A 19,317-nucleotide genomic window follows, 5' to 3' on the forward strand; every position below is an offset into this window, starting at 1 on the left:
ACCAGCCATGAATGACATGCCCTTCTCCGCCGCCCAGGCCGACATGCGCCAGGGCTATCTGGATGGTGCGCCCGGCGTGCTCGCCTCGTCCCTGGCCTGGCTGGTGGCCGCCGGCGTGGCCTGGCAGGTCTCGGCCCCGGCCGCGGTGCTGACGCTGCTGGCCGGCGGTGCGCTGATCCACCCGGTGGGCGTGCTGCTGGCCCGGGCCCTGGGCCGACGTGGCGCACACACGCCCGGCAACCCCCTGGCCAGGCTGGCGGTGGAGGGCACGCTGTGGATGCTGGCCGGCATCGCCGTGGCCTACGGCCTGCAGGTGCTGCGCATCGAGTGGTTCTTCCCGGCGATGCTGCTGGCCATCGGCGGCCGCTACCTGAGCTTCCAGACCCTGTATGGCCTGCGGGTCTACTGGGTGATGGGCGGCGTGTTGTGCGTGCTCGGTCTGGGCCTGGCCCTGGCCCGCGCGGCACCGGTGTCCGCGGCGCTGGCCGGCGGCCTGGTGGAGGCGGCCTTCGCCGCCGCCCTCCTGGCTCAGGCGCGCCGCGGCTGATCGTCCTGCGGGGCGTGGCAGGCCACGCCCAGTTTGTTGCCGTCAGGGTCGCGGAAGTAGGCGCCCCAGTAGTGCGGGTGGTAGTGCGGCCGCAGCCCCGGCGGGCCTTCGCAACGGCCGCCCAGCGCCAGCGCGGTGGCGTGGGCGCGGTTCACCTGCTCGCGGGTGGCGGCCAGCAGTGCCACCATCTGGCCGTTGCCGGGCGCGTGTTCGCCCGTGAACGGGTGGCCGATCAGCAGCAGCGGGCGCGGCCCGGGGCTGCTCTGCCAGCCGGCCCAGGGGCGGCTGCGGTCGACGAAGCGCGGTGCGATCTCCAGCACCTCGGCCAGCGCGCTGTAGAAGCCCAGCGCCCGCTCGAAATCGGTGACGCCGATGAAGACATGGGACAGCATGGCCTGGCAGTCTACGGGGTAAGCTGGGCCATGGGCCATGAACACGACTGTGCACATCCGCTGCTGCGGGTGGAGGAGCTGGGCGAGGCGCCGCAGGCGGTGCGCCTGCTGGGTGAGGACTGGGTGGTCTGGCGTGATGGCCAGGGCCAGGCCCGCGCCGCGCGCGACCAGTGCCCGCACCGCGGCGCGCGGCTGTCGCTGGGCCGCGTCTGCGCGGGGCAGCTGGAGTGCCCCTACCACGGCTGGCGTTTCGACGGCGATGGCCGCTGCGTGGCCATCCCGGCGGTGCCGGGCTTCACGCCGCCGGCCTCGCATGGCCTGGCGGTGTGGCCGCTGACGGCCTTCGCCGGCTTGTGGTGGCTGTTGCCCACCGACGCGGCGCTGCCGCCGGCCTTTGCCGCCGAGCACGAGCCACGCCTGCGCAAGCTCACCGTCGGGCCGTTTGATGTGGCCACCAGCGCGCCACGGGTGGTGGAGAACTTCCTCGACATGGCGCATTTCGGCTTTGTGCACGAGGGCTGGCTGGGCGAGCGCAGCCATGGCGAGGTGCCGCCCTACCAGGTGGACGCCACCCCCGACGGCCTGCACGCCCACGGCTGCCGCGCCTGGCAGCCGCGCAGCAACCTGCAGTCCACCGAGGGCTCCTGGGTCGACTACGAATACCGGGTGCCGGCGCCCTACACGGCGGTGCTGGAGAAGGCGCCCGATGCGCAGCAGGGCTGGCGTGAAGGCATTGCGCTGTTCATCTGCCCGCGGGACGAGGAACACAGCCGCGCCTGGTTCCGCCTGGCCGTGCCCGATTGGGATTCCAGCGACGAGCAGGTGGCGGCCTTCCAGCACACCATCTTCGCCCAGGACCAGCCGGTGCTGGAGTCGCAGCGGCCGCGCCGCCTGCCGCTGAGTGGCGAGGTGCACAGCGCCGCCGACCGGATGTCCAGCGCCTACCGGCGTTGGCTGCGCGAGCGGGGTGTGGGCTTCGGCGTCCTGCCCTGATCAGGCCAGGTCCAGCGTCGGCACGCCCTGGTAGCGGCCGTCCAGGCACTGGGCCAGCACACAGGCCAGGCCCATGTCGCCGGTCCACAGGCCGTGCCAGGGCTGGCCGTGCTGTTGCTGCAGGGCCCGCATCTGGCCGATCGCATGCATCGCGAAGGCGCGCGCCCGCTGCAGCCAGCGCGCGTCGCCCTGGCGGGCATGCAGCGCCAGCAGCGCCAGCGCGTTGCCGGCCGTGCCGTGGCAGACGCCATGGCCCTTGGCCAGCGGGCCGGCCTGCCAGATGGCTTCGCCAGCGGCCTCCAGCAGCGCCTCGAACCCGGCGTCCAGGTCCGAGGGCAGGGGGTGCATCGCGCACAGGATGCCCGGGGCGCCATGGCACCACTGCAGCAGGGCCAGCGCGCCGCCGGGGCGCGGGGTGTACAGGCCGGGCGGCCAGTTGGCCAGCGTGCCCTCGCGCCGCGCGGTGCGGCTCAGCGTGTCGATCGCCAGGGCCTGCAGCGCCGCGCGCTCGGCCTCGGGCAGCCAGGCGCTGGCCAGCAGCAGCGCATGCAGGTTGCCGGCAAAGCCGTGGCCGGCGCCCAGGTAGATCACCTCGCGGCCATGGATGGCCTGGGTCCACACCTGGCAGCCGCTGTCGTCATGGCGGTGCAGGCCTGCCAGGACGGCGCTGACATTGGCGCGCAGTTCGTCGACGGCGCGTGGGTCGTTGGCCAGGTGCGCCAGATGCCAGGCCCCGAGCATCGTGCCCGGGGCGCCCCACAGCGCCTCCTGGCTGGGGTGGTGGCGGTTGGCGGCCGCCACGGCCAGCAGGCGGCTGGCCGCGTCATCACGGCCGGTCAGCCGCCACTGCACCAGGCGCAGGCCCGCCTCGCCCAGGAACCAGGAGGGCAGGGGCTCGCCGTTGTCGGGCGCGCGCTGCCAGGCCGCGGCCAGCGCGTCAACGCGCGCGGCGGGGTCCCACCGCAGCGTGGCGTGGCCCTGGCGGCCCAGCCACCACAGCGCCCACAGCAGGCCGGCGCCGCCCAGGTAGAGGCCCTTGAAGCCGCCCTCGGGGGTGTCGCCCTCGTCGTCGCGGGGATGCACGGGCCAGGTGCCTTCGGGACGGGCTGCGGCCTCACAGCTGCTGACGATCTCCTGCACGGTGGTGCGTGCAGCGTCCGCATCCCAGGCCGGTGCGTCCAGCGGCGTGTGTCGTTCGGGGTGGAAGATCAGGCTCATCCGGGGCGCCATTCCATCAGTCGGTCGGGCGCGGCTGGCGGGCCGAAGCCAAAGGGGCGGTACAGCTCGTGGGCGTCGCGCGTGGCCAGCAGCCAGCGGCGCAGGCCCTGCAACTCGGGGTGGGTGGTGATCGCGCCCAGCAGCTGGCGGGCCAGACCGCGGCCGCGGTGCGACTCCAGCACGTAGACATCGGCCAGGTAGGCGAAGCTGCTGCGGTCAGTGACCACCCGGGCGAAGCCCACCTGGGCGCCATCGTCATAGACGCCAAAGCACATCGAGTGGGCGATGGCGCGCGCCACCTTCTCGCGGGCGATGCCGGGCGACCAGTAGGAGCGGCTGAGGAAGGCGTGCACCGCGTCCAGGTCGATGCGCGCCGGGTCGTCGCTGACCTCGATCATGGGGCGGCCACCACGCCGTCGCCGTGCGGCGCGCGCTGGAAGCTGGGCTGCTGTTCGGCCTGGGCCGACAGCGCTGCCAGCGTGGGGTAGGGCGCCGGGTCGACACCCCCCAGCGTGGCGATCAGGAAGTGCCAGACCACGGCGGTGGTGATCGCGTCCTGGGTGGGCTGCTGCCAGTCCACCGGCTGGCCCGCATGGGCAGCCTCCAGCGCCGCCAGCCCGCCATGCAGCTGCATGGTCACGCGGTCGACCCAGGGCTGGTGGCGCTTCTCCTCGGGCCGGATCGCCCGCTCGTAGACCAGCTGCACCGCCTTCTCGCAGGCCGCCAGTGCCAGGCCCAGGCGGTGCAGCGCCTGGCGGCGCTCGGGCAGCGCGCGGGGCATCAGGCTGCGTGGCGCGGCCAGGGCCTCGGCGTAGTCCAGGATCAGCGTCGAATCGGTCAGCATGGTGCCGTCGTCGCAGACCAGCGTGGGGGCCTTGACGACCGGGTTGATGCGGCGGAACTCGTCCACGTGGCGGAACACCGACAGGGGTCGGTGCTCGAAGGGCAGGCCCAGGGCCTGCAGCGAGACCGCCACGCGGCGGACATAGGGCGAATCAAGCATGCCGATGAGTTGCATCGCGGGGTTCCCGTCGTGGTGCTGTCCATAATCATCGCAAAGCACGCGGGGAGATGCATCCATGGGAGCGATGATGGGGATCAGGCAGGCACTGGCGGCCGCGTTGTTCGGGGTGCTGCAGGGCGCGATGGCGGCCACCCAGCCGGCGGTGATCGACACCCGGCCTGGCGTCGATGCGGTGCTGGAAGGCCGCGGCTGGATCGCGCTGCGCCTGGCCGCTCCGTTGGCCGAGCCGCCGCAGGCGCTGTGCGACATCTGGGGCCTGCGCTCGGCGGTGCCGGTGGAGGTGGCGCAGGGCGCCCAGCGGCTGCAACTGCTGGACGCCGCCGGCGTGCCCGCATCGCAGCGCGATGCCGGTGCGGCCAAGCCCTGGACCGTGCTGCGCTGCCAGGCCGCCTTGCCCGACGGTGCGCCGCTGTCGCTGCGCTGGCTGCGTCCGCGGCGTGACGATGCTGCGGCCGGCCTGATGCTGTGGGACAGCCAGCGCCTGGACTTCCGTGCGCGCAGCGACTGGCCGCTCAGCGTGGAGTGCTCGCGCAGCACCCAGGGCAGCGGCTGCAGTCCGCTGGAGCCGGTCAGGGTGCAGTTCCAGCAGCCGGTGCGCCTGGCCGATCTGGCCAAGGTGCGCCTGAAGGCCGCCGACGGCTCGCTGGTGGCGCCGCGCGAGCCGGTCGCCAGCGGCGACGGGATCGGCGACCAACTGGTGTTCGGACCGCTGCCGCCCAAGAGCCGCTACCAGCTGGTCTGGCCCAGCCCGCTGGCCGGGGCCGATGGCCGCGACCTGCTGGGTCGCGCGCGCACGCTGGCGCCGCTGCCGGTGCTGGTGGGCGACACGCCGCCGCTGGCCAAGTTCGGTGGCCGTTTCGGCATTGCGGAGCGGGCGATCGGCGGCGTGGTGCCGCTGACGGTGCGCCAGGTCGAAGGCAAGGGCGACACGGTGCAGGCCACGCTGCGCACGCTGCGCATCACCGACGACGCGACGATGATCCGCGCCTACCAGGAGCTGATGCGCGTCACGCAGGCTGATGACAGCCATGCCCGCCTGGGCGATGACTGGGCCGAGGGCGACCAGTCCGAACCCGACGCACCCGCTGCCGGCCAAGGGACCGCGGCCTTTCGCTACGCCTTCAAGTCCAAGCCCGATGCCGACACCCGCGCGCTGCCCTGGCTGAAGACGCTGCGCGAGGCCCGCAGCCAGGCGCTGCCGCGCCAGTTCGAGGGCCGCGCCTTCGAGGTGCTGGGCGTGCCGCTGCCGGAGCCCGGCCTGCACCTGATGGAGGTGGAAAGCCGCGCGCTGGGCCGCGGCCTGCTGGGCGGGGCGCAGACCATGTACGTGCGCGCCGGCGCGCTGGTCACCGACCTGGGCGTGCACCTGCACCTGTCCGAGCGCCAGGCCGCGGTGTGGGTGACGCGGCTGTCCAGCGGTCAGCCGGTGGCCGATGCGGCGGTCACGCTGTACGACTGCCGGGCCAAGGTGCTCGCCCGCGGGCGCGCCAACACCCAGGGCTGGCTGACCTTGGCCGCGACCCAGGGCGACGACCGCTGGTCCTGCCCGGTCTTCGCCTTCGCCCATGTGGGCGACGACACCGGCTTCGTCAGCAGCCGCTGGCAGCAGGGCATCGAGACCTGGCGTTTCGAGCAGCTGCGCGACAGCTGGGCGCCCACCTCGGACCGCATCACCCACGCGGTGCTGGCGCGCTCGCTGCTGCGCCCGGGCGAGACCCTGCATGCGCGCCTGTACTGGCGCCGCATCGGCCCGCATGGCGAGCTGCTGGCCCCCGACGCAGCGCAGCTGCCGCGCGCGATCGACCTGGTGCACCAGGGCAGTGGCGAGCGCCGCAGCCTGCCGGTGAGCTGGGACGCGCGCGGCCAGGCCGAGCTGGTCTGGCCGCTGCCCTCGGGCCTCAAGCGCGGCGCCTGGGCGCTGGCCTTTGGCGATGCCTATGGCGAGACCGTGCAGTTCCGCGTCGAGGAGTTCCGCCTGCCGCTGCTGAAGGCCGAGGTGCTGACGCCGACGGCCGCGCAGGTGCTGCCACCGATCAGCGACGGCCAGCCGGCGCGCGTGGCCGCGTCGCTGCGCCTGTCCTACCTGGCCGGTGGCGCGGCGGCGGGCGAGAGCGTCAAGCTGTCGCAGCGACTGGTGCCCCTGACGCCACGCTTCGAGCAGTTCGAGGGTTTCTGGTTCGGCTTTGATGACCGCTGGCGCAGCGAGGATGCCGGCAGCGAGGCCGCACTGGGCAGCGCGGTCGAGGGCGAGGCGGTGGGCGATGAACGCGCCCGCACGCTGGACGCCCAGGGCACGCTGAAGGCGGAGGCACTGATCCAGCGACCGCTGGACCGCCCGCGCACCCTGGTCACCGAGATGGAGTACCGCGACCCCAACGGCGAAACCTACCGCGCCCAGGGCCGCACGCCGCTGTGGCCGGCCTCACTGGCGCTGGGCATCCGCGCCGCGGCCTGGAGCAGTGAAGCGAAGCGCAGCGTCGAGCTGCTCGCGGTGGACCCCAGCGGCAAGCCGGTGCCCGACGCCGCGGTGCGGCTGGAAGGCGGCTGGGACGGCTATGTCTCGTACCGCCGCCGCTCGGTGGGCGGCTTCTACGGCTACGCGAGCGAGCGCCGCGAGTACCGGCCCGAGCCCGTCTGCGAAGGCCGCACCGACGCCCAGGGCCGGCTGCGCTGCCAGGTGGCGCCCACGATGGACGGCCTGGACGCCGGCGAGTACACACTGCGCGGCACCGCCACCGACGCCCAGGGCCGCCAGGCCCGGGTGGGCACCACGCTGTGGTTCTATGGCGGCGGCGAGCTGTGGTTCGCCCAGGGCGACCACGACCGCATCGATGTGCTGGCCGAGAAGACCCGCTTCAAGCCCGGCGAGACCGCCACGCTGCAGGTGCGCTCGCCCTTCCGCGAGGCCACTGCCTGGGTCAACGTGATGCGCGGTGGCCAGGTGGTCGACACCCTGGTGCTGCCCATCAGCGGCCAACAGCCGCAGATCAGCCTGCCGATCAAGCCCAGCTACGCGCCCAATGTGTTCGTCAACGTGCTGGTGATGCGCGGCCGCGTGGCCGAGCCGCCAGCCACCGCGCTGGTCGACCTGGCGCGCCCGGCCTTCAAGCTGGGCCTGGTGGGTCTGCAGGTGGGGGCCGACGGGCAGAAGCTGGCCGTGTCGGTGAAGACCGACAAGCCGGCCTACCAGACGCGCGAGAAGGCGCGCGTGTCCCTGCAGGTGCGCGCGGCCGACGGCGCGCTGCCGGCGCAGCGTGAGGCCACGGTCTTCGTCGTCGACGAGGCGCTGCTGGAACTGCTGCCCACCACCAGCTGGGATCTGTTCGGCGTGATGCTGGCGCGGCGCGGCTATGGCTTCGAGACCGCCAGCGCCGCGATGCAGGTGCTGGGCAAGCGCCACTACGGCCGCAAGGCGCTGCCCCCGGGCGGCGGGGGCGGGCGCAGCGCCGTGCGTGAGCTGTTCGACACCCTGCTGCTGTGGCAGGCCGCGGTGCCGCTGGATGCCGACGGCCGCGCCACGGTGGAGGTGCCGATCAACGACAGCCTGACGCGCTTCAGGGTGGTCGCGGTGGCCAACGCGGGCACCGACCGTTTCGGCACCGGCGAGGCCAGCTTCACCGTCAGCAAGGACCTGCAGCTGTTCTCCGGCCTGCCGGCCACGGTGCGCGAGGGCGACCGCTTCAGCGCCGGCTTCACGCTGCGCAACACCACCGGCGCGCCGATGAAGATCAGCGTGCAGGCCACGCTGGGCGGCCAGGCGCTGCCGGCGCGCAGCCTGAGTCTGGCCGGCGGCGAGGCGCGCGGCGTGGACTGGCCGGTCGACGTGCCGGCTGGCGCCAGCTCGCTAGAGTGGAGCGTGCAGGCGCGCGGCGAAGGGCCCGGCGGCGTGCGCGAGGACGCGCTGAAGCTGCGCCAGCCGGTGCACTCGCCACTGCAGCCGCTGCGCTACGACATCGGCCTGCTGAAGCTGCAGCCCGGCGCCGACGCGCAGACCCTGGGCGTTCAACCCCCCGCTGGCAGCCTGCCCGGCCGCGGCGAGGTGCGCGTCAGCCTGGCCCCGGCGCTGGCCGCCGATGCCTCGGGCGTGCGCGCCTACATGCGCGGCTACCCGTTTGCCTGCCTGGAGCAGCGCACCAGCAAGGCGGTGTCGCTGCGCGATCCGGCGCTGTGGCGCGTGATCAGCGAGGGCATAGACGCCTACCAGACCGCCAGCGGCCTGCTCACCTACTACCCCGGCAGCGGCAACGCCGATCAGGGCTTCGACGTGCTGACCAGCTATGTGCTGTCGGTGGCCCACGAGGCCGGCCTGAGCCTGCCCGAGGAGGCCCAGCGCCGCGCACTGGATGCGCTGGAGCAGTTCGTGCGTGGCCGGCTGACGCTGCGCTGGGACTACTGGAGCGGCGACGGCCTGGACCTGACCGAGCGCAAGCTGCTGGCGCTCGAAGCCTTGTCGCGCTGGCGCAAGCTGCCGCCCGCACTGGGTGAGAGCCTGCGCCTGGACCCGGTCAAGGACCTGCCCAGGCTGAGCCACCGGGCCGTCGTGCAATGGCTGGACCTGCTGCAGCGCACCCGCTGGCCGCGCCAGGACGAGGCCACGGCCGCGGCGCTGGCCGAGCTGGACAGGCGCCTCGTCGACGACGGCCAGGGCGGCCTGCGACTGCGCACCCGCGCCGAGGAGCGCCGCTGGTACTTCATGTACAGCGAACCCGTCAGCCAGGTCCGGCTGGCGCTGCTGGCGCTGGACCACCCGGCGCTGAAGGCCCGTGCCGACGTGCTGGCGCGCGGTGCGCTGCACCTGCAGAACCCCGGCGGCCACTGGTGGGACACCCAGGCCAATGTCTGGGGCGCGCTGATGCTGGACAAGCGCGCCCGCCAGGCCAGCGGCGAGATCACCGGCACCACCGTGCTGGGCCTGGGCACGCAGACCCGCACCCACGACTGGGCGCGACAGCCCGCCGGCGAGACCTATGTCTTCAGCGCCGAGGGCCTGGGCCCGCAGCGCCCGGGCGCGGTGGCCGCTCGCCACCTGGGCACGGGCCAGCCGGTGCTGACCGCGCAGGCCAGTGCGCTGGGCCCGCTCACCAGCGCGCAGGCCCATGGTGCCGAGCTCAGCCGCAGTGTGCGCGCCCTCAAGCAGGCCCGGCCCGGCCAATGGAGCGTGGGCGACGTGCTGGAGGTGACGCTGCGCTGGCGCCTGCAGCAGCCCGGCGGCGCGCTGGTGGTCAGCGACCCCATCCCCAGCGGTGCCACGCTGCTGGGCAGCGGCCTCAAGGGGCAGGCACCGGTGGATGCGGGCGGCGGTCGGCGCGGCTGGCGACGCGAGGACGGCAGCTGGGAGGCCTGGCCGGCCTACGTCGAGCGCGGCTTCACCCAGGTGCGCGCCTACTACGAGTACCTGTGGGGCGAGGGGCCGTTCACGATGACCTACCAGCTGCGCCTGAACAACGCCGGCCGCTTTGCGCTGCCGCCGGTGCAATTGGAGGCGATGTACGACCCCGAGGTCTGGGCCGCGCTGCCGGGCAGCACGGTGGAGGTGAAGTGAGGCGCAGGCTCGCCGCACTGCTGGTGGCCAGCGTCTGCGGCGTGGCCGCCGCGCAGACGATGCCCACCTTCGAGCAGGTGCGCGCCGCCCACCGGCCCAGCGACGCGCTGCTGCTGGACCGCCATGGCGAGCCGATCGGCGCGCGGCGCGTGGACGCCACGGTGCGGCGGCTGGCGTGGGTCAGCCTGGAGGAGGTCTCGCCCGCGCTGCCGGAAGCCCTGTTGTGGGCCGAGGACCAGCGCTTCTGGCAGCACGGCGGCGTGGACTGGGCGGCCGCCGCGGCGGCGCTGTGGCAACGCGCCGGCGGCGGCGCGGCGCGTGGCGCCAGCACGATCAGCATGCAGGTGGCGGCGATGCTCGATCCGGCGCTGGCCCGGGGTGGCGCGCCGCGCGACCTGTCGCGCAAATGGAGCCAGGCCGAGGCCGCCTGGGCGCTGGAGCGGGCCTGGAGCAAGCCGCAGATCCTGGAGGCCTACCTCAACGGCCTGGGCTTTCGCGGTGAGCTGCAAGGCCTGCGCGCCGCCAGCCAGGGCCTGTTCGGCAAGGCGCCCGATGGTCTGGACAAGCAGGACAGCGCGCTGCTGGCTGCACTGGTGCGCGCGCCCGGCGCCCCGGCCACCACCGTGGCCCGCCGCGCCTGCCAGATCCTGGCCCACACCCGGCCGGGCGAGCCCTGCGACGCGCCGGCGCTGGCCAGCCTGCTGAATGCCGCGCAGCCGCCGCAGCCGGCCGAGCCGCTGGCGCCGCATGCGGCGCGGCGCCTGCTGGCGGATGGCCAGACACGGCGCAGCAGCCTGGACGCCGCCCTGCAGCGCACCGCGCGCCAGGTGCTGGCGGCCCAGGTGGCGCAGCTGGCGCCACGCGGCGTGGAGGACGCCGCCGCGGTGCTGCTGGATCGCCGCAGCGGCGAGGTGCTGGCCTATGTGGGCTCGTCCGGCGGCTTCAGCCGCGCCGCGCAGGTGGACGCGGCCGACGCGCCGCGCCAGGCGGGCTCCACGCTCAAGCCCTTCTTCTACGCGCTGGCGCTGGAGCGCGGCCTGCTGACGCCGGCCACGCTGCTGGATGACAGCCCGCTGGCGCTGGCGGGTGAGGCCGGCGTCTACGCGCCACGCAATTACGACGGCCGCTACCAGGGGCCGGTGTCGGTGCGGCGGGCCTTGGCCTCGTCGCTGAACGTGCCGGCGGTGCGCACCGTCGGTCTGGTCGGCGTGCCGGCGGCGCATGCGCTGCTGCGCGCGCTGGCGTTGCCGCTGCTGCCCGAGCCGGCGCACTACGGCGACTCACTGGCGCTGGGCAGTGCCGACGTGACGCTGCTGTCGCTGACCAACGCCTACCGTGCGCTGGCCAACGGCGGCGTCTGGAGCCCGGTGCGCTGGAGCGCAGACGACCCCATGGCGCCGGGCCGTCGCGTGCTGGGCGCCCCGGCCGCCTGGCTGGTCGGTCACATGCTGTCGGACAACGCCGCGCGCGAGACCACCTTCGGTTTCGACAGCGTGCTGGCCACGCCGGTGTGGAGCGCCGCCAAGACCGGCACCAGCAAGGACATGCGCGACAACTGGTGCATCGGATTCACCGAACACTATGTCCTGGGCGTCTGGGTGGGCAATGCCAGCGGCGCACCGATGCGCGATGTCTCGGGCGTCAGCGGCGCCGCACCGGCCTGGGCCGAGCTGGTGCGCACCCTGCACCGCGACCTGGCCAGCCGGCCGCCGCCGCCCCCGCCTGGCCTGCGCGCCCAGGCGGTGCGCTACGAGCCGCCGGTCGAGCCGCCGCGCGACGAGTGGTTCCTGGCCGGCAGCGTGCCCGCTGGCACGGTGGTGGTGACGCTGCAGGACAGCGCCGGCCGGCCGCGCATCCTGGCGCCACAGGCGGGCGCGCTGCTGGCCTGGGACCCCGACATCCCGCCCGGCCGCCAGGCGCTGGTGGCGCGCCACTCCGACCCGCAGCGTGCGCTGCAGTGGCAGCTCGATGGCCGCGACGCCGGCCAGGGCGCCACGCTGACCGTGCCGCTGGTGCCCGGGCCGCACCGCCTGACCCTGCTGGATGCGGCCGGCAGCGTGCTCGACGAACGGCTGTTCGAGGTGCGCGGCGGCCCAGGCACGCCGCGTGCATCCCGCTGAACTATCCTCTGCCCCTGACCTGACGGAGCCCACCATGACCCCCGCGATCGCCTTCGACCGCATCCCCCGCGACCGCCTGCCGGCGCTGCTGCAGCGCATGCCCAAGGCCGAGCTGCACATCCACATCGAGGGCTCGCTCGAGCCCGAGCTGATCTTCGCGCTGGCCCAGCGCAACGGCCTGACGCTGGCCTACCCCAGCGTCGAGGCGCTGCGCGCCGCCTACGCCTTCACCGACCTGCAGAGCTTCCTGGACATCTACTACGCCGGCGCCAGCGTGCTGCTGCACGAGCAGGATTTCTTCGACATGGCCTGGGCCTACTTCCAGAAGGCGGCGGCCGATCATGTGGTGCACGCCGAGCTCTTCTTCGACCCGCAGACCCATACCGAGCGCGGCGTCGACATCGGCGTGGTGATCCGCGGCCTGCACCGCGCCTGCCAGCAGGCCCAGGCCGAGCTGGGCCTCAGCGCCACGCTGATCCTGTGCTTCCTTCGCCACCTCAGCGAGGAGGCCGCGTTCGACACGCTGGAGGCTGCGCTGCCGTACCGCGAGCACTTCATCGGCGTCGGCCTGGACAGCTCGGAGGTGGGCCACCCGCCCGAGAAATTCGCCCGCGTGTTCGCCAAGTGCCGCGCGCTGGGCCTGCACGTGGTGGCCCATGCCGGCGAGGAGGGCCCGCCAGCCTATATCCATGCGGCGCTGGACGTGCTGCAGGTGGAGCGCATCGACCACGGCGTGCGCAGCGTCGAGGACCCGGCGCTGATGCAGCGCCTGGCCGCCAGCCGCATGCCGCTGACCGTGTGCCCGCTGTCCAACGTGAAGCTGTGCGTCTACCGCACCATGGCCGAGCACCAGCTGCCGGCGCTGCTGTCGGCCGGGCTGTGCGCGATGGTCAACTCGGACGACCCGGCCTACTTCGGGGGCTACCTGAACGACAACTTCCTGGCCACCTTCGAGGCGCTGCCGCAACTGGGCGCGCGCGAGGCCTGGCAGCTGGCCGCCAACAGCTTCGAGGCCAGCTTCGTGCCGGCCGCGCAGAAGGCGGTGTGGCAGGCCGAACTGGACCGCGTCTTCGCCGACGCAGCGGCGTGATCAGACGGCGGCGGGCCGCGGCCGCGAACCGCGGATCACCGCCTGCCAGGCGGCGCCGATGGCGGCCAGCGTCAGCGCGCCCAGGGCCCACAGCGTCCACAGCAGCGGCGCCAGCCACTCGGCCAGCCACTGCAGCAGGCGCCATTCGTGCGCCGCACCCAGGCCCACGGACAGCAACAGCAGTGCATCGTCGAGCAGGTTGACCAGCGCATCGCGCGCCTGGCGCGCCCAGTCGCTCCAGCCCTCCAGCGTCGGCAGCCCATGCAGCGCCTGCTGCGCCGCCAGCACCGTGGCCTGGGGGTCGGCCAGCAGTGCGTGAAGCAGCCACAGCGCGCCGCTCCACAGCGCCAGCAGCACGCCGAGTACCATCCACATCAGAGTGATCGCCATCAGGGCTTCGACTCTACGCCACGCCCGAGTTCCCCGATGCCTTCGTCCCGCGACAGCCGCCCCGTCTACTCCACCGACACCGGCCGCCTGTGCCCCGAGTGCGCCCAGCCGGTGGCGCAGTGCCGCTGCCAGGCGCTGGCGCGCGCGGCGGCGCGGCCCGCGGGTGATGGCGTGGTGCGCGTCTCGCGTGAAGTGGCCGGCCGCGGCGGCAAGGTGGTCACCGTGGTGCGCGGCCTGCCCGGCAGCGAGACCGAGCTGGCCGCCACCGCCAAGGCGCTGAAAGCGGCCTGCGGCAGCGGCGGCACGCTGAAGGACGGCGTGCTGGAAATCCAGGGCGAGCAGCGCGACAAGGTGGTGGCCTGGCTGCAGGCCCGCGGGCTGAGCGTCAAGCGCGCTGGCGGCTGATCGACGAGAATCCGCGGCTTTCGAGGAGTCCCGCCATGCGCATCGCCGCCGATCTCGTCACCGCCCTGGTGGCTGCCCTCCATGTCTACATCCTGGTGCTGGAGATGTTCTGGTGGGACACGCCCAAGGGCCGAAAGGCCTTCGGCCTGACGCCGGAGTTCAGCGCCGCCACCAAGGTGCTGGCGGCCAACCAGGGCCTGTACAACGGCTTCCTGGCGGCCGGCCTGATCTGGGGCCTGTGGCTGGGGCCGGCGGGGGATGCCGTCAAGGTGTTCTTCCTGCTGTGCGTGGCGGTGGCGGGCCTGTACGGCGCGGCCACGGCCTCGAAGCGCATCCTGTTCGTGCAGACGGTACCGGCGGTGCTGGGGCTGGCGCTGCTGTTCCCGCTGCGGGGATGAGGCCCGGGGTCCTGACCCTCAGGGCTTGACGCGCTGCACCTTCAGCACCGTGGCATTGCGCTTGAGGGTGCGCAGCACATCGGCCAGGTGCAGGCGGTCGCGCACGCTGACCAGCAGGCGCAGCTCGGCCACCTCGCCCGGGGGTTCGTCACCCATGTCGATGTGGGTGATGTCGGCCTCGGCGGCGCTCACCGCCTGGGCCACCTGGGCCAGCACGCCCTTGCCGTTCTTCAGCAGGATCAGCACGCCGGCCTCGAAGGGCCGCACCGGCTCCTCGGCCCATTCCACCTGCATCCAGCGCTCGCGGTCGCGCTCGAACAGGCGCTTGCCGGTGGAGCACTCGGCGGTGTGGACCACCAGCCCTTCGCCGCGGCCCAGGTAGCCGACGATCGCGTCGCCCGGGATCGGCCGGCAACAGGTCGCCAGGCTGACCGAGGCGCCCTCGGTGCCGTCGATCACCACCAGGCCCTGGGTGGGGGCGGAGTCGTCGCCGCCGTAGCGGCCCAGGCTCAGCGTCAGCGCATCGGGCCGCTGGCCGGCTTCGCGCAATTGCTGCGCCATGCGCTTGGCGACGATGGTGGCAATCTTGCGGCCCAGGCCGATGTCGACCAGCAGGTCGGCCGGCGTGCGGTTGCCGCTCCAGCGCAGCACCGGCTGCCAGATCGCGGTGAGCGGCTCACCCTCGCGCGCGGGCAGCGCCAGGCCTTCGGCACGCAGTGCCTGGCCCAGCATCTTCTCGCCCAGCGCCTGCGACTCGGCGTGCTCCAGGTTCTTCAGGTAGTGACGGATCTTGGAGCGCGCACGCCCGGTGCGCACGAAGTTCAACCAGGCCGGGTTGGGTCGTGCGCCAGGCGCCGAGATGACCTCGACCACGTCGCCCGAGCGCAGCTCGGTGCGCAGCGCCGCGGCCTCGCCGTTGATCTTCACCGCCACCGTGCGGTCGCCCACGTCGGAGTGGATCGCGTAGGCGAAATCCACCGCGGTGGCGCCGCGCGGCAGCGCCAGGATCTTGCTCTTGGGCGTGAACACGTAGACCGCGTCGGGCACCAGGTCGATCTTGACGTGCTCCAGGAACTCCGACGAATCGCGCGTGTCCTGCTGGATGTCGAGCAGCGACTTCAGCCACATCGCGCCCAGGCGCTGGGCGACATCGGAGGGGCTGCCGCCGATCTTCTGGCCGGTCTTGTAGAGCCAGTGCGCGGCGATGCCGGCCTCGGCCACCGCATGCATCTCCTCGGTGCGCACCTGGAACTCCACCGCCGTGCCCAGCGGGCTGACCAGCGTGGTGTGCAGCGACTGGTAGCCGTTGGGCTTGGGGATCGCGATGTAGTCCTTGAAGCGGCCCGGCACCGGCTTGTAGAGCTGGTGCAGCACGCCCAGCGCCAGGTAGCACTCGGGCAGGGTCTGCACGACGATGCGGAAACCGAAGATGTCGTTGACCTGCGCAAAGCCGGCGTGCTTCTCGCGCATCTTGCGGTAGATCGAGAAGACGGTCTTCTCGCGGCCGGAGATCTCGGCCTTGAGCTTGTTGTGCGCGAAGGCCTTGACCACATCGTCCTGCACCTTGGAGACGATGTCGCGCCGGTAGCCGCGGGCGCGCTGCACCGCCTTCTCCAGCGCCGCATGGCGCCAGGGGTGGATGTAGCTGAAGGACAGCTCCTGCAGCTCGCGGTAGGTCTGGTTCAGGCCCAGGCGGTGGGCAATGGGCGCGTAGATGTCCAGCGTCTCGCGGGCGATGCGGGTGCGCTTGTTGGCGGCCATGGCCGCCATCGTGCGCATGTTGTGCAGGCGGTCGGCCAGCTTGACCAGGATGACGCGCACATCGCGCGACATCGCCAGCAGCATCTTGCGGAAGGACTCGGCCTGGCCCTCCTCGCGGGTGGAGAACTGCAGCTTGTCGAGCTTGGTCAGGCCGTCGACCAGCTCGGCCGTGGGCGCGCCGAAGCGCTCGATCAGCTCGGTCTTGGTGACGCCGCAGTCCTCCATGGCGTCGTGCATCAGCGCGGCCATGATGGCCTGCGCGTCCAGCCGCCAGTCGGCCACCAGGCCGGCCACCGCGATCGGGTGGGTGATGTAGGGTTCGCCGCTGGCGCGGAACTGGCCCAGGTGGGCCTCGTCGGCGAACTTGTAGGCGTCGCGCACCAGCTTCAGGTCGGCCTTGGCCAGGTAGCCCAGCTTGTCGGCCAGGCAGGCGAAGGTGGAGACCTCGGGCTCGCGCGGGGCGCCGCCGCCGGGCGCAGCCTTGGCCCGGCCGGCCAGTGCGGCGGGGATCAGCTCGGCGGCGAAGGATCGGATGCCCATCGCCCGAATCTAACCGAGAAAGCGCACCCTGAAAGTGCAACGGGCGCCAATCTGGCGCCCGTCGTCAGGGTATGCGCAGCGCGTGGGTCAGGTCGGGACCTTGCGCAGCATCTCCAGGCCCACTTCACCGGCGGCGATTTCGCGCAGCGCGGTCACGCCGGGCTTGTTCTTGGACTCGACCTTGGGCGCGTGGCCCTGGCTCAGCATGCGGGCCCGGTAGGTGGCGGCCAGCACGAGCTGGAAGCGGTTGGGGACCTTGTTCAGGCAGTCTTCAACGGTGATGCGGGCCATGGGTGTCCTTGCGGAGGTCGGCGCCCCGGGGCGCCGAGCGTTCAGGAAATGTCCAGCGCGGCAAACACCTGGGATTTGGCGCGCCGCTGGGCGGCGTACTTCAGGCGCTGGGAGTGAACCACCGTCTTCAGATCGAAGAGGGCGGTTTCGAACAAGCTGTTGATTATAACAAAGTCGAAGTGCCGGGCCTGGGCCACCTCGGTGCGGGCGTTGGCCATGCGCAGCGCGATGACGTCGGGCTGGTCCTCGCCGCGGCGCTTCAGGCGCTGCTCCAGCTCCTGCCAGCTGGGCGGCAGGATGAAGATCAGCACCGCGTGCGGGAAGATCTGCTTGATCTGCAGCGCGCCCTGCCAGTCGATCTCGAGGATCACATCCTCGCCGGCCATCAGCCGCGCCTCGATGCCCACGCGCGAGGTGCCGTAGCACCGCCCGTGCACCTCGGCCCACTCGAAGAACTCGCCGCGGTCGGCCATGGCCTGGAAGACCTCGGGCGTGACGAAGTGGTATTCCCGGCCGTCCTGCTCCTGGCCGCGTGGCGCCCGCGTGGTGTGCGAGACCGACACGCCCAGGTGCGAGTCCAGCTCCAGCAGCGCCTTGACCAGGCTGGACTTGCCGGCCCCGCTGGGGGCGGCGACGACGAACAGGTTGCCGGGGGTTTCCATGCGACGAAGCCCGGGCCGAGCGGCCCGGGTGGGGTGCGAAGCGGCCCGATTCTAGCGGCGGGCGGTCTTCGTCGTCGGGGCGGCCGGCGCCTGGCAGGACCAGTTCGCGGCCTGTTCCACATCGCCCGAGCCGTTGTAGCGCGCCACCTGCGGGAAGGGGCACAGCGGGCGGGTCCGGCTGGGCGACCAGCTGGCCGGCACGTCGGCATTGACGCCGCCCGGGTTCCCGGTGCCGCGCGCCTGGGCCACGATCGCCTGCGGCGCCTGGCCCTGCTCGACCCAGGCCACCAGCGGGCTCAGGAAGTCGGCCTGGTCGGTGGCCGGGCCGCCCGAGCAATGGCCCATGCCGGGGACGCGGTAGAGGCGGGCGAAGTCGCTGCGCTTGCCCTTCGAGTTGGCCAGCAGGTGGCGGTACCAGTCCACGGTGTCGTCGACCGAGAAGATCGGGTCGCTGACGCCGTGGTAGACCATGATCTTGCCGCCGCGGCGGTAGACGTCGCCGAAGTCGCTGTCGCCAGGCGTCATGAAGGACATGGACGACTCGGTGTAGGTGGCGTCGGTGGCATAGAGCTCGACCAGCGCCTGGTCGATGTCCAGCCCCATCGAGAACGCCGGGCCGTTGGTCAGGGCGGCCGTGCTGGGCGGTACCTTGAAGATCACGCCCACGGCGCCCGAGTCGCGGTCCAGTGGTGCTCCGAACTCCCAGGCGGCGACGCCGCTGCCGCCGACACCGCCGTCATACGGGAAGCTGTTGTAGAACGCCGCGCCCGCCGAGGTGGTGGCGCCTTTGAAGATGCCGTCCACCACGCTCTTCTGCGCGTCGGTCAGGCAGCTGCCGTCACGCGCGCCAGTGCAGGTGGGCACGTCGCGCTTGAGCTTGAAGGCCTTCTGGCAGGCCTTGGTGTCCTGCACCAGGCCATCGACCGCGCCATCCAGCGCGTCGCAGCGCGCCAGCACCGCGTTGGCGACCAGGGTGCGCTCGGCGGCGGTGTAGGCGGTTTCCAGGCCGGCCGGCGTGGCCGGGTCGCCGGTGGCGACCGTGGCGTAGCGCTGCGCGCCCCAGATGTTGGCCAGCGCGGCCAGCGGCAGGCGGTAGCCGGGGGCGCCGGCCAGGAAGCCGTCGTACTCCTGCGCGTAACGCGCGGCGGCCACCAGGGTGTGGCGGCCGCCGTTCGAGCAGCCGCCGAAGTAGGAGCGGTCCGGTGCGCGCTCGTAGGCGGCGGCGATCAGCTGCTTGGCCATTGGCGTCAGTGCGCCCACGGCGGCGTAGCCATAGTCCTTGCGCGCCTGCGGGTCCAGGCCGAAGGCCGGGCCGCCCTGGGCCAGGGTGTGGCCGGCGTCGGAGGACAGCACCGCGAAGCCCTGCTTCAGTGCCCCGGTCAGCGGGCCGCCGCCCAGCGCGCCCAGCGCGGTGACCACCGAGCCGTCGATGCCGCCGTTGCCCTGGTGGTAGAAGCGACCGTTCCAGGCCTTGGGCAGGCGCATCTCGAAGCCGATGGCGTAGGTCTTGCCGTCCACCGGGCTGACCCGCTCGTTCATCCGGCCGGTCACCCGGCAGTGCTCGGCGATCGGCTGGCCGCCCTGGCTGAGCGTGCCGGCCGGCACGGTGGTGCTGGCGGTGATCACGGTGTTGGCCAGTCCGCCCAGGCGGGCGGGCAGGTCCTCGCAGGTGCCGGCAAAGCTGCCCGGCTGGGCCGGGGGCAGCTGCGGTGGGGCGGCCAGGGCCGGGGCACTCAGGGCTGAGCAAGCCAGCGCGGCGATACTCGCGGCGCGCAGGCGCGGATGGGGATGTGACATGCGGTCTCCTCGGTGTACGACGCGGCGGACAGCCTGGGTGGACCACCTGGCGCCTGGCGTCTGATAGTTATTCTGCTTATCTAATTTATCGACTGACATCGGGCTTACACCGATGTCCATGGTGACAGTATGGTTCACCCATTGAAC

Annotated in this window: 16 protein-coding genes; 7 read left to right on the forward strand and 9 right to left on the reverse strand. The window is 72.8% G+C overall.

From position 1 onward, the window contains the following. The first annotated feature begins 7 nt into the window (after nucleotides 1-7). Nucleotides 8-547, forward strand: coding sequence for a DUF7010 family protein (locus KAK03_RS03720; RefSeq protein WP_210851843.1), 540 nt, complete (start codon nucleotides 8-10; stop codon nucleotides 545-547). Here KAK03_RS03720 and KAK03_RS03725 read toward each other — a convergent pair. Then, on the reverse strand, nucleotides 529-939 hold the full coding sequence (locus KAK03_RS03725; RefSeq protein WP_210851844.1) for a VOC family protein: 411 nt from the start codon (nucleotides 937-939) through the stop codon (nucleotides 529-531). The two genes, KAK03_RS03720 and KAK03_RS03725, sit on opposite strands and share 19 nt — an antisense overlap. 30 nt (nucleotides 940-969) lie before the next feature. Here KAK03_RS03725 and KAK03_RS03730 point away from each other — a divergent pair, with 30 nt between their 5' ends. Beyond that, nucleotides 970-1,932 carry a Rieske 2Fe-2S domain-containing protein gene (locus KAK03_RS03730; RefSeq protein ID WP_210851845.1) on the forward strand — a complete coding sequence of 321 codons (963 nt, stop codon included), beginning with the start codon at nucleotides 970-972 and terminating at the stop codon, nucleotides 1,930-1,932. Here KAK03_RS03730 and KAK03_RS03735 read toward each other — a convergent pair whose 3' ends face one another. From KAK03_RS03735 to KAK03_RS03745, 3 genes are read right to left on the reverse strand one after another with little or no spacing between them, the layout of a single operon-like run. Then, entirely contained in the window at nucleotides 1,933-3,150 is a 1,218-nt protein-coding gene (locus KAK03_RS03735) for a lanthionine synthetase C family protein (RefSeq protein WP_210851846.1), read from the reverse strand. Continuing rightward, entirely contained in the window at nucleotides 3,147-3,548 is a 402-nt protein-coding gene (locus KAK03_RS03740; RefSeq protein WP_210851847.1) for a GNAT family N-acetyltransferase, read from the reverse strand. The genes KAK03_RS03735 and KAK03_RS03740 overlap by 4 nt, the downstream gene beginning before the upstream one ends. Then, nucleotides 3,545-4,168, reverse strand: a complete 624-nt coding sequence (locus KAK03_RS03745; RefSeq protein WP_210851848.1) for a glutathione S-transferase family protein — start codon at nucleotides 4,166-4,168, stop codon at nucleotides 3,545-3,547. Before KAK03_RS03745 ends, KAK03_RS03740 begins: the two co-directional genes overlap by 4 nt. 61 nt (nucleotides 4,169-4,229) lie before the next feature. On the opposite strand from KAK03_RS03745, the gene KAK03_RS03750 reads away from it, so the two are divergent. From KAK03_RS03750 to KAK03_RS03760, 3 genes are read left to right on the forward strand one after another with little or no spacing between them, the layout of a single operon-like run. After that, nucleotides 4,230-9,716 carry an alpha-2-macroglobulin family protein gene (locus KAK03_RS03750; protein ID WP_210851849.1) on the forward strand — a complete coding sequence of 1,829 codons (5,487 nt, stop codon included), beginning with the start codon at nucleotides 4,230-4,232 and terminating at the stop codon, nucleotides 9,714-9,716. Continuing rightward, complete coding sequence (pbpC, locus tag KAK03_RS03755; protein ID WP_310738460.1) at nucleotides 9,713-11,836, forward strand: penicillin-binding protein 1C; 2,124 nt, start codon at nucleotides 9,713-9,715, stop codon at nucleotides 11,834-11,836. Before KAK03_RS03750 ends, pbpC begins: the two co-directional genes overlap by 4 nt. A gap of 34 nt (nucleotides 11,837-11,870) precedes the next feature. Further along, nucleotides 11,871-12,926 carry an adenosine deaminase gene (locus KAK03_RS03760; RefSeq protein WP_210851850.1) on the forward strand — a complete coding sequence of 352 codons (1,056 nt, stop codon included), beginning with the start codon at nucleotides 11,871-11,873 and terminating at the stop codon, nucleotides 12,924-12,926. On the opposite strand, the gene KAK03_RS03765 is transcribed toward KAK03_RS03760, so the two are convergent. Continuing rightward, nucleotides 12,927-13,316 (reverse strand): hypothetical protein, encoded by a 390-nt coding sequence (locus KAK03_RS03765; protein WP_210851851.1) that lies wholly within the window; start codon nucleotides 13,314-13,316, stop codon nucleotides 12,927-12,929. Nucleotides 13,317-13,352: 36 nt separating this feature from the next. Between KAK03_RS03765 and KAK03_RS03770 the strand changes: the two genes are divergently transcribed. Both KAK03_RS03770 and KAK03_RS03775 read left to right on the forward strand, forming a co-directional pair. After that, a complete protein-coding gene (locus KAK03_RS03770; RefSeq protein ID WP_210851852.1) occupies nucleotides 13,353-13,721 on the forward strand; it encodes a translation initiation factor Sui1 in 369 nt (122 codons plus the stop codon). 35 nt (nucleotides 13,722-13,756) lie between these two features. Next, nucleotides 13,757-14,119: a DUF1304 domain-containing protein gene (locus KAK03_RS03775; RefSeq protein ID WP_210851853.1), complete on the forward strand. Its 363-nt coding sequence runs from the start codon at nucleotides 13,757-13,759 to the stop codon at nucleotides 14,117-14,119. Nucleotides 14,120-14,137: 18 nt separating this feature from the next. Here the strand turns inward: KAK03_RS03775 and KAK03_RS03780 are convergent, their stop codons facing one another. The 4 genes from KAK03_RS03780 to KAK03_RS03795 all read right to left on the reverse strand — a co-directional run bounded on the left by KAK03_RS03780 (nucleotide 14,138) and on the right by KAK03_RS03795 (nucleotide 19,170). Next, nucleotides 14,138-16,420 carry a RelA/SpoT family protein gene (locus KAK03_RS03780; RefSeq protein WP_210851854.1) on the reverse strand — a complete coding sequence of 761 codons (2,283 nt, stop codon included), beginning with the start codon at nucleotides 16,418-16,420 and terminating at the stop codon, nucleotides 14,138-14,140. Between the two features lie 87 nt (nucleotides 16,421-16,507). Then, nucleotides 16,508-16,711 (reverse strand): DNA-directed RNA polymerase subunit omega, encoded by a 204-nt coding sequence (gene rpoZ / locus KAK03_RS03785; RefSeq protein ID WP_210800813.1) that lies wholly within the window; start codon nucleotides 16,709-16,711, stop codon nucleotides 16,508-16,510. A 41-nt stretch (nucleotides 16,712-16,752) separates the two neighbouring features. Beyond that, complete coding sequence (gene gmk / locus KAK03_RS03790; protein ID WP_210851855.1) at nucleotides 16,753-17,373, reverse strand: guanylate kinase; 621 nt, start codon at nucleotides 17,371-17,373, stop codon at nucleotides 16,753-16,755. Nucleotides 17,374-17,424: 51 nt separating this feature from the next. After that, entirely contained in the window at nucleotides 17,425-19,170 is a 1,746-nt protein-coding gene (locus KAK03_RS03795; protein WP_210851856.1) for a tannase/feruloyl esterase family alpha/beta hydrolase, read from the reverse strand. Nucleotides 19,171-19,317 lie beyond the last annotated feature (147 nt).

The sequence above is a fragment of the Ideonella alba genome (assembly GCF_018069845.1).
In the GTDB taxonomy this organism is placed as follows: Bacteria; Pseudomonadota; Gammaproteobacteria; order Burkholderiales; family Burkholderiaceae_C; genus Ideonella; species Ideonella alba.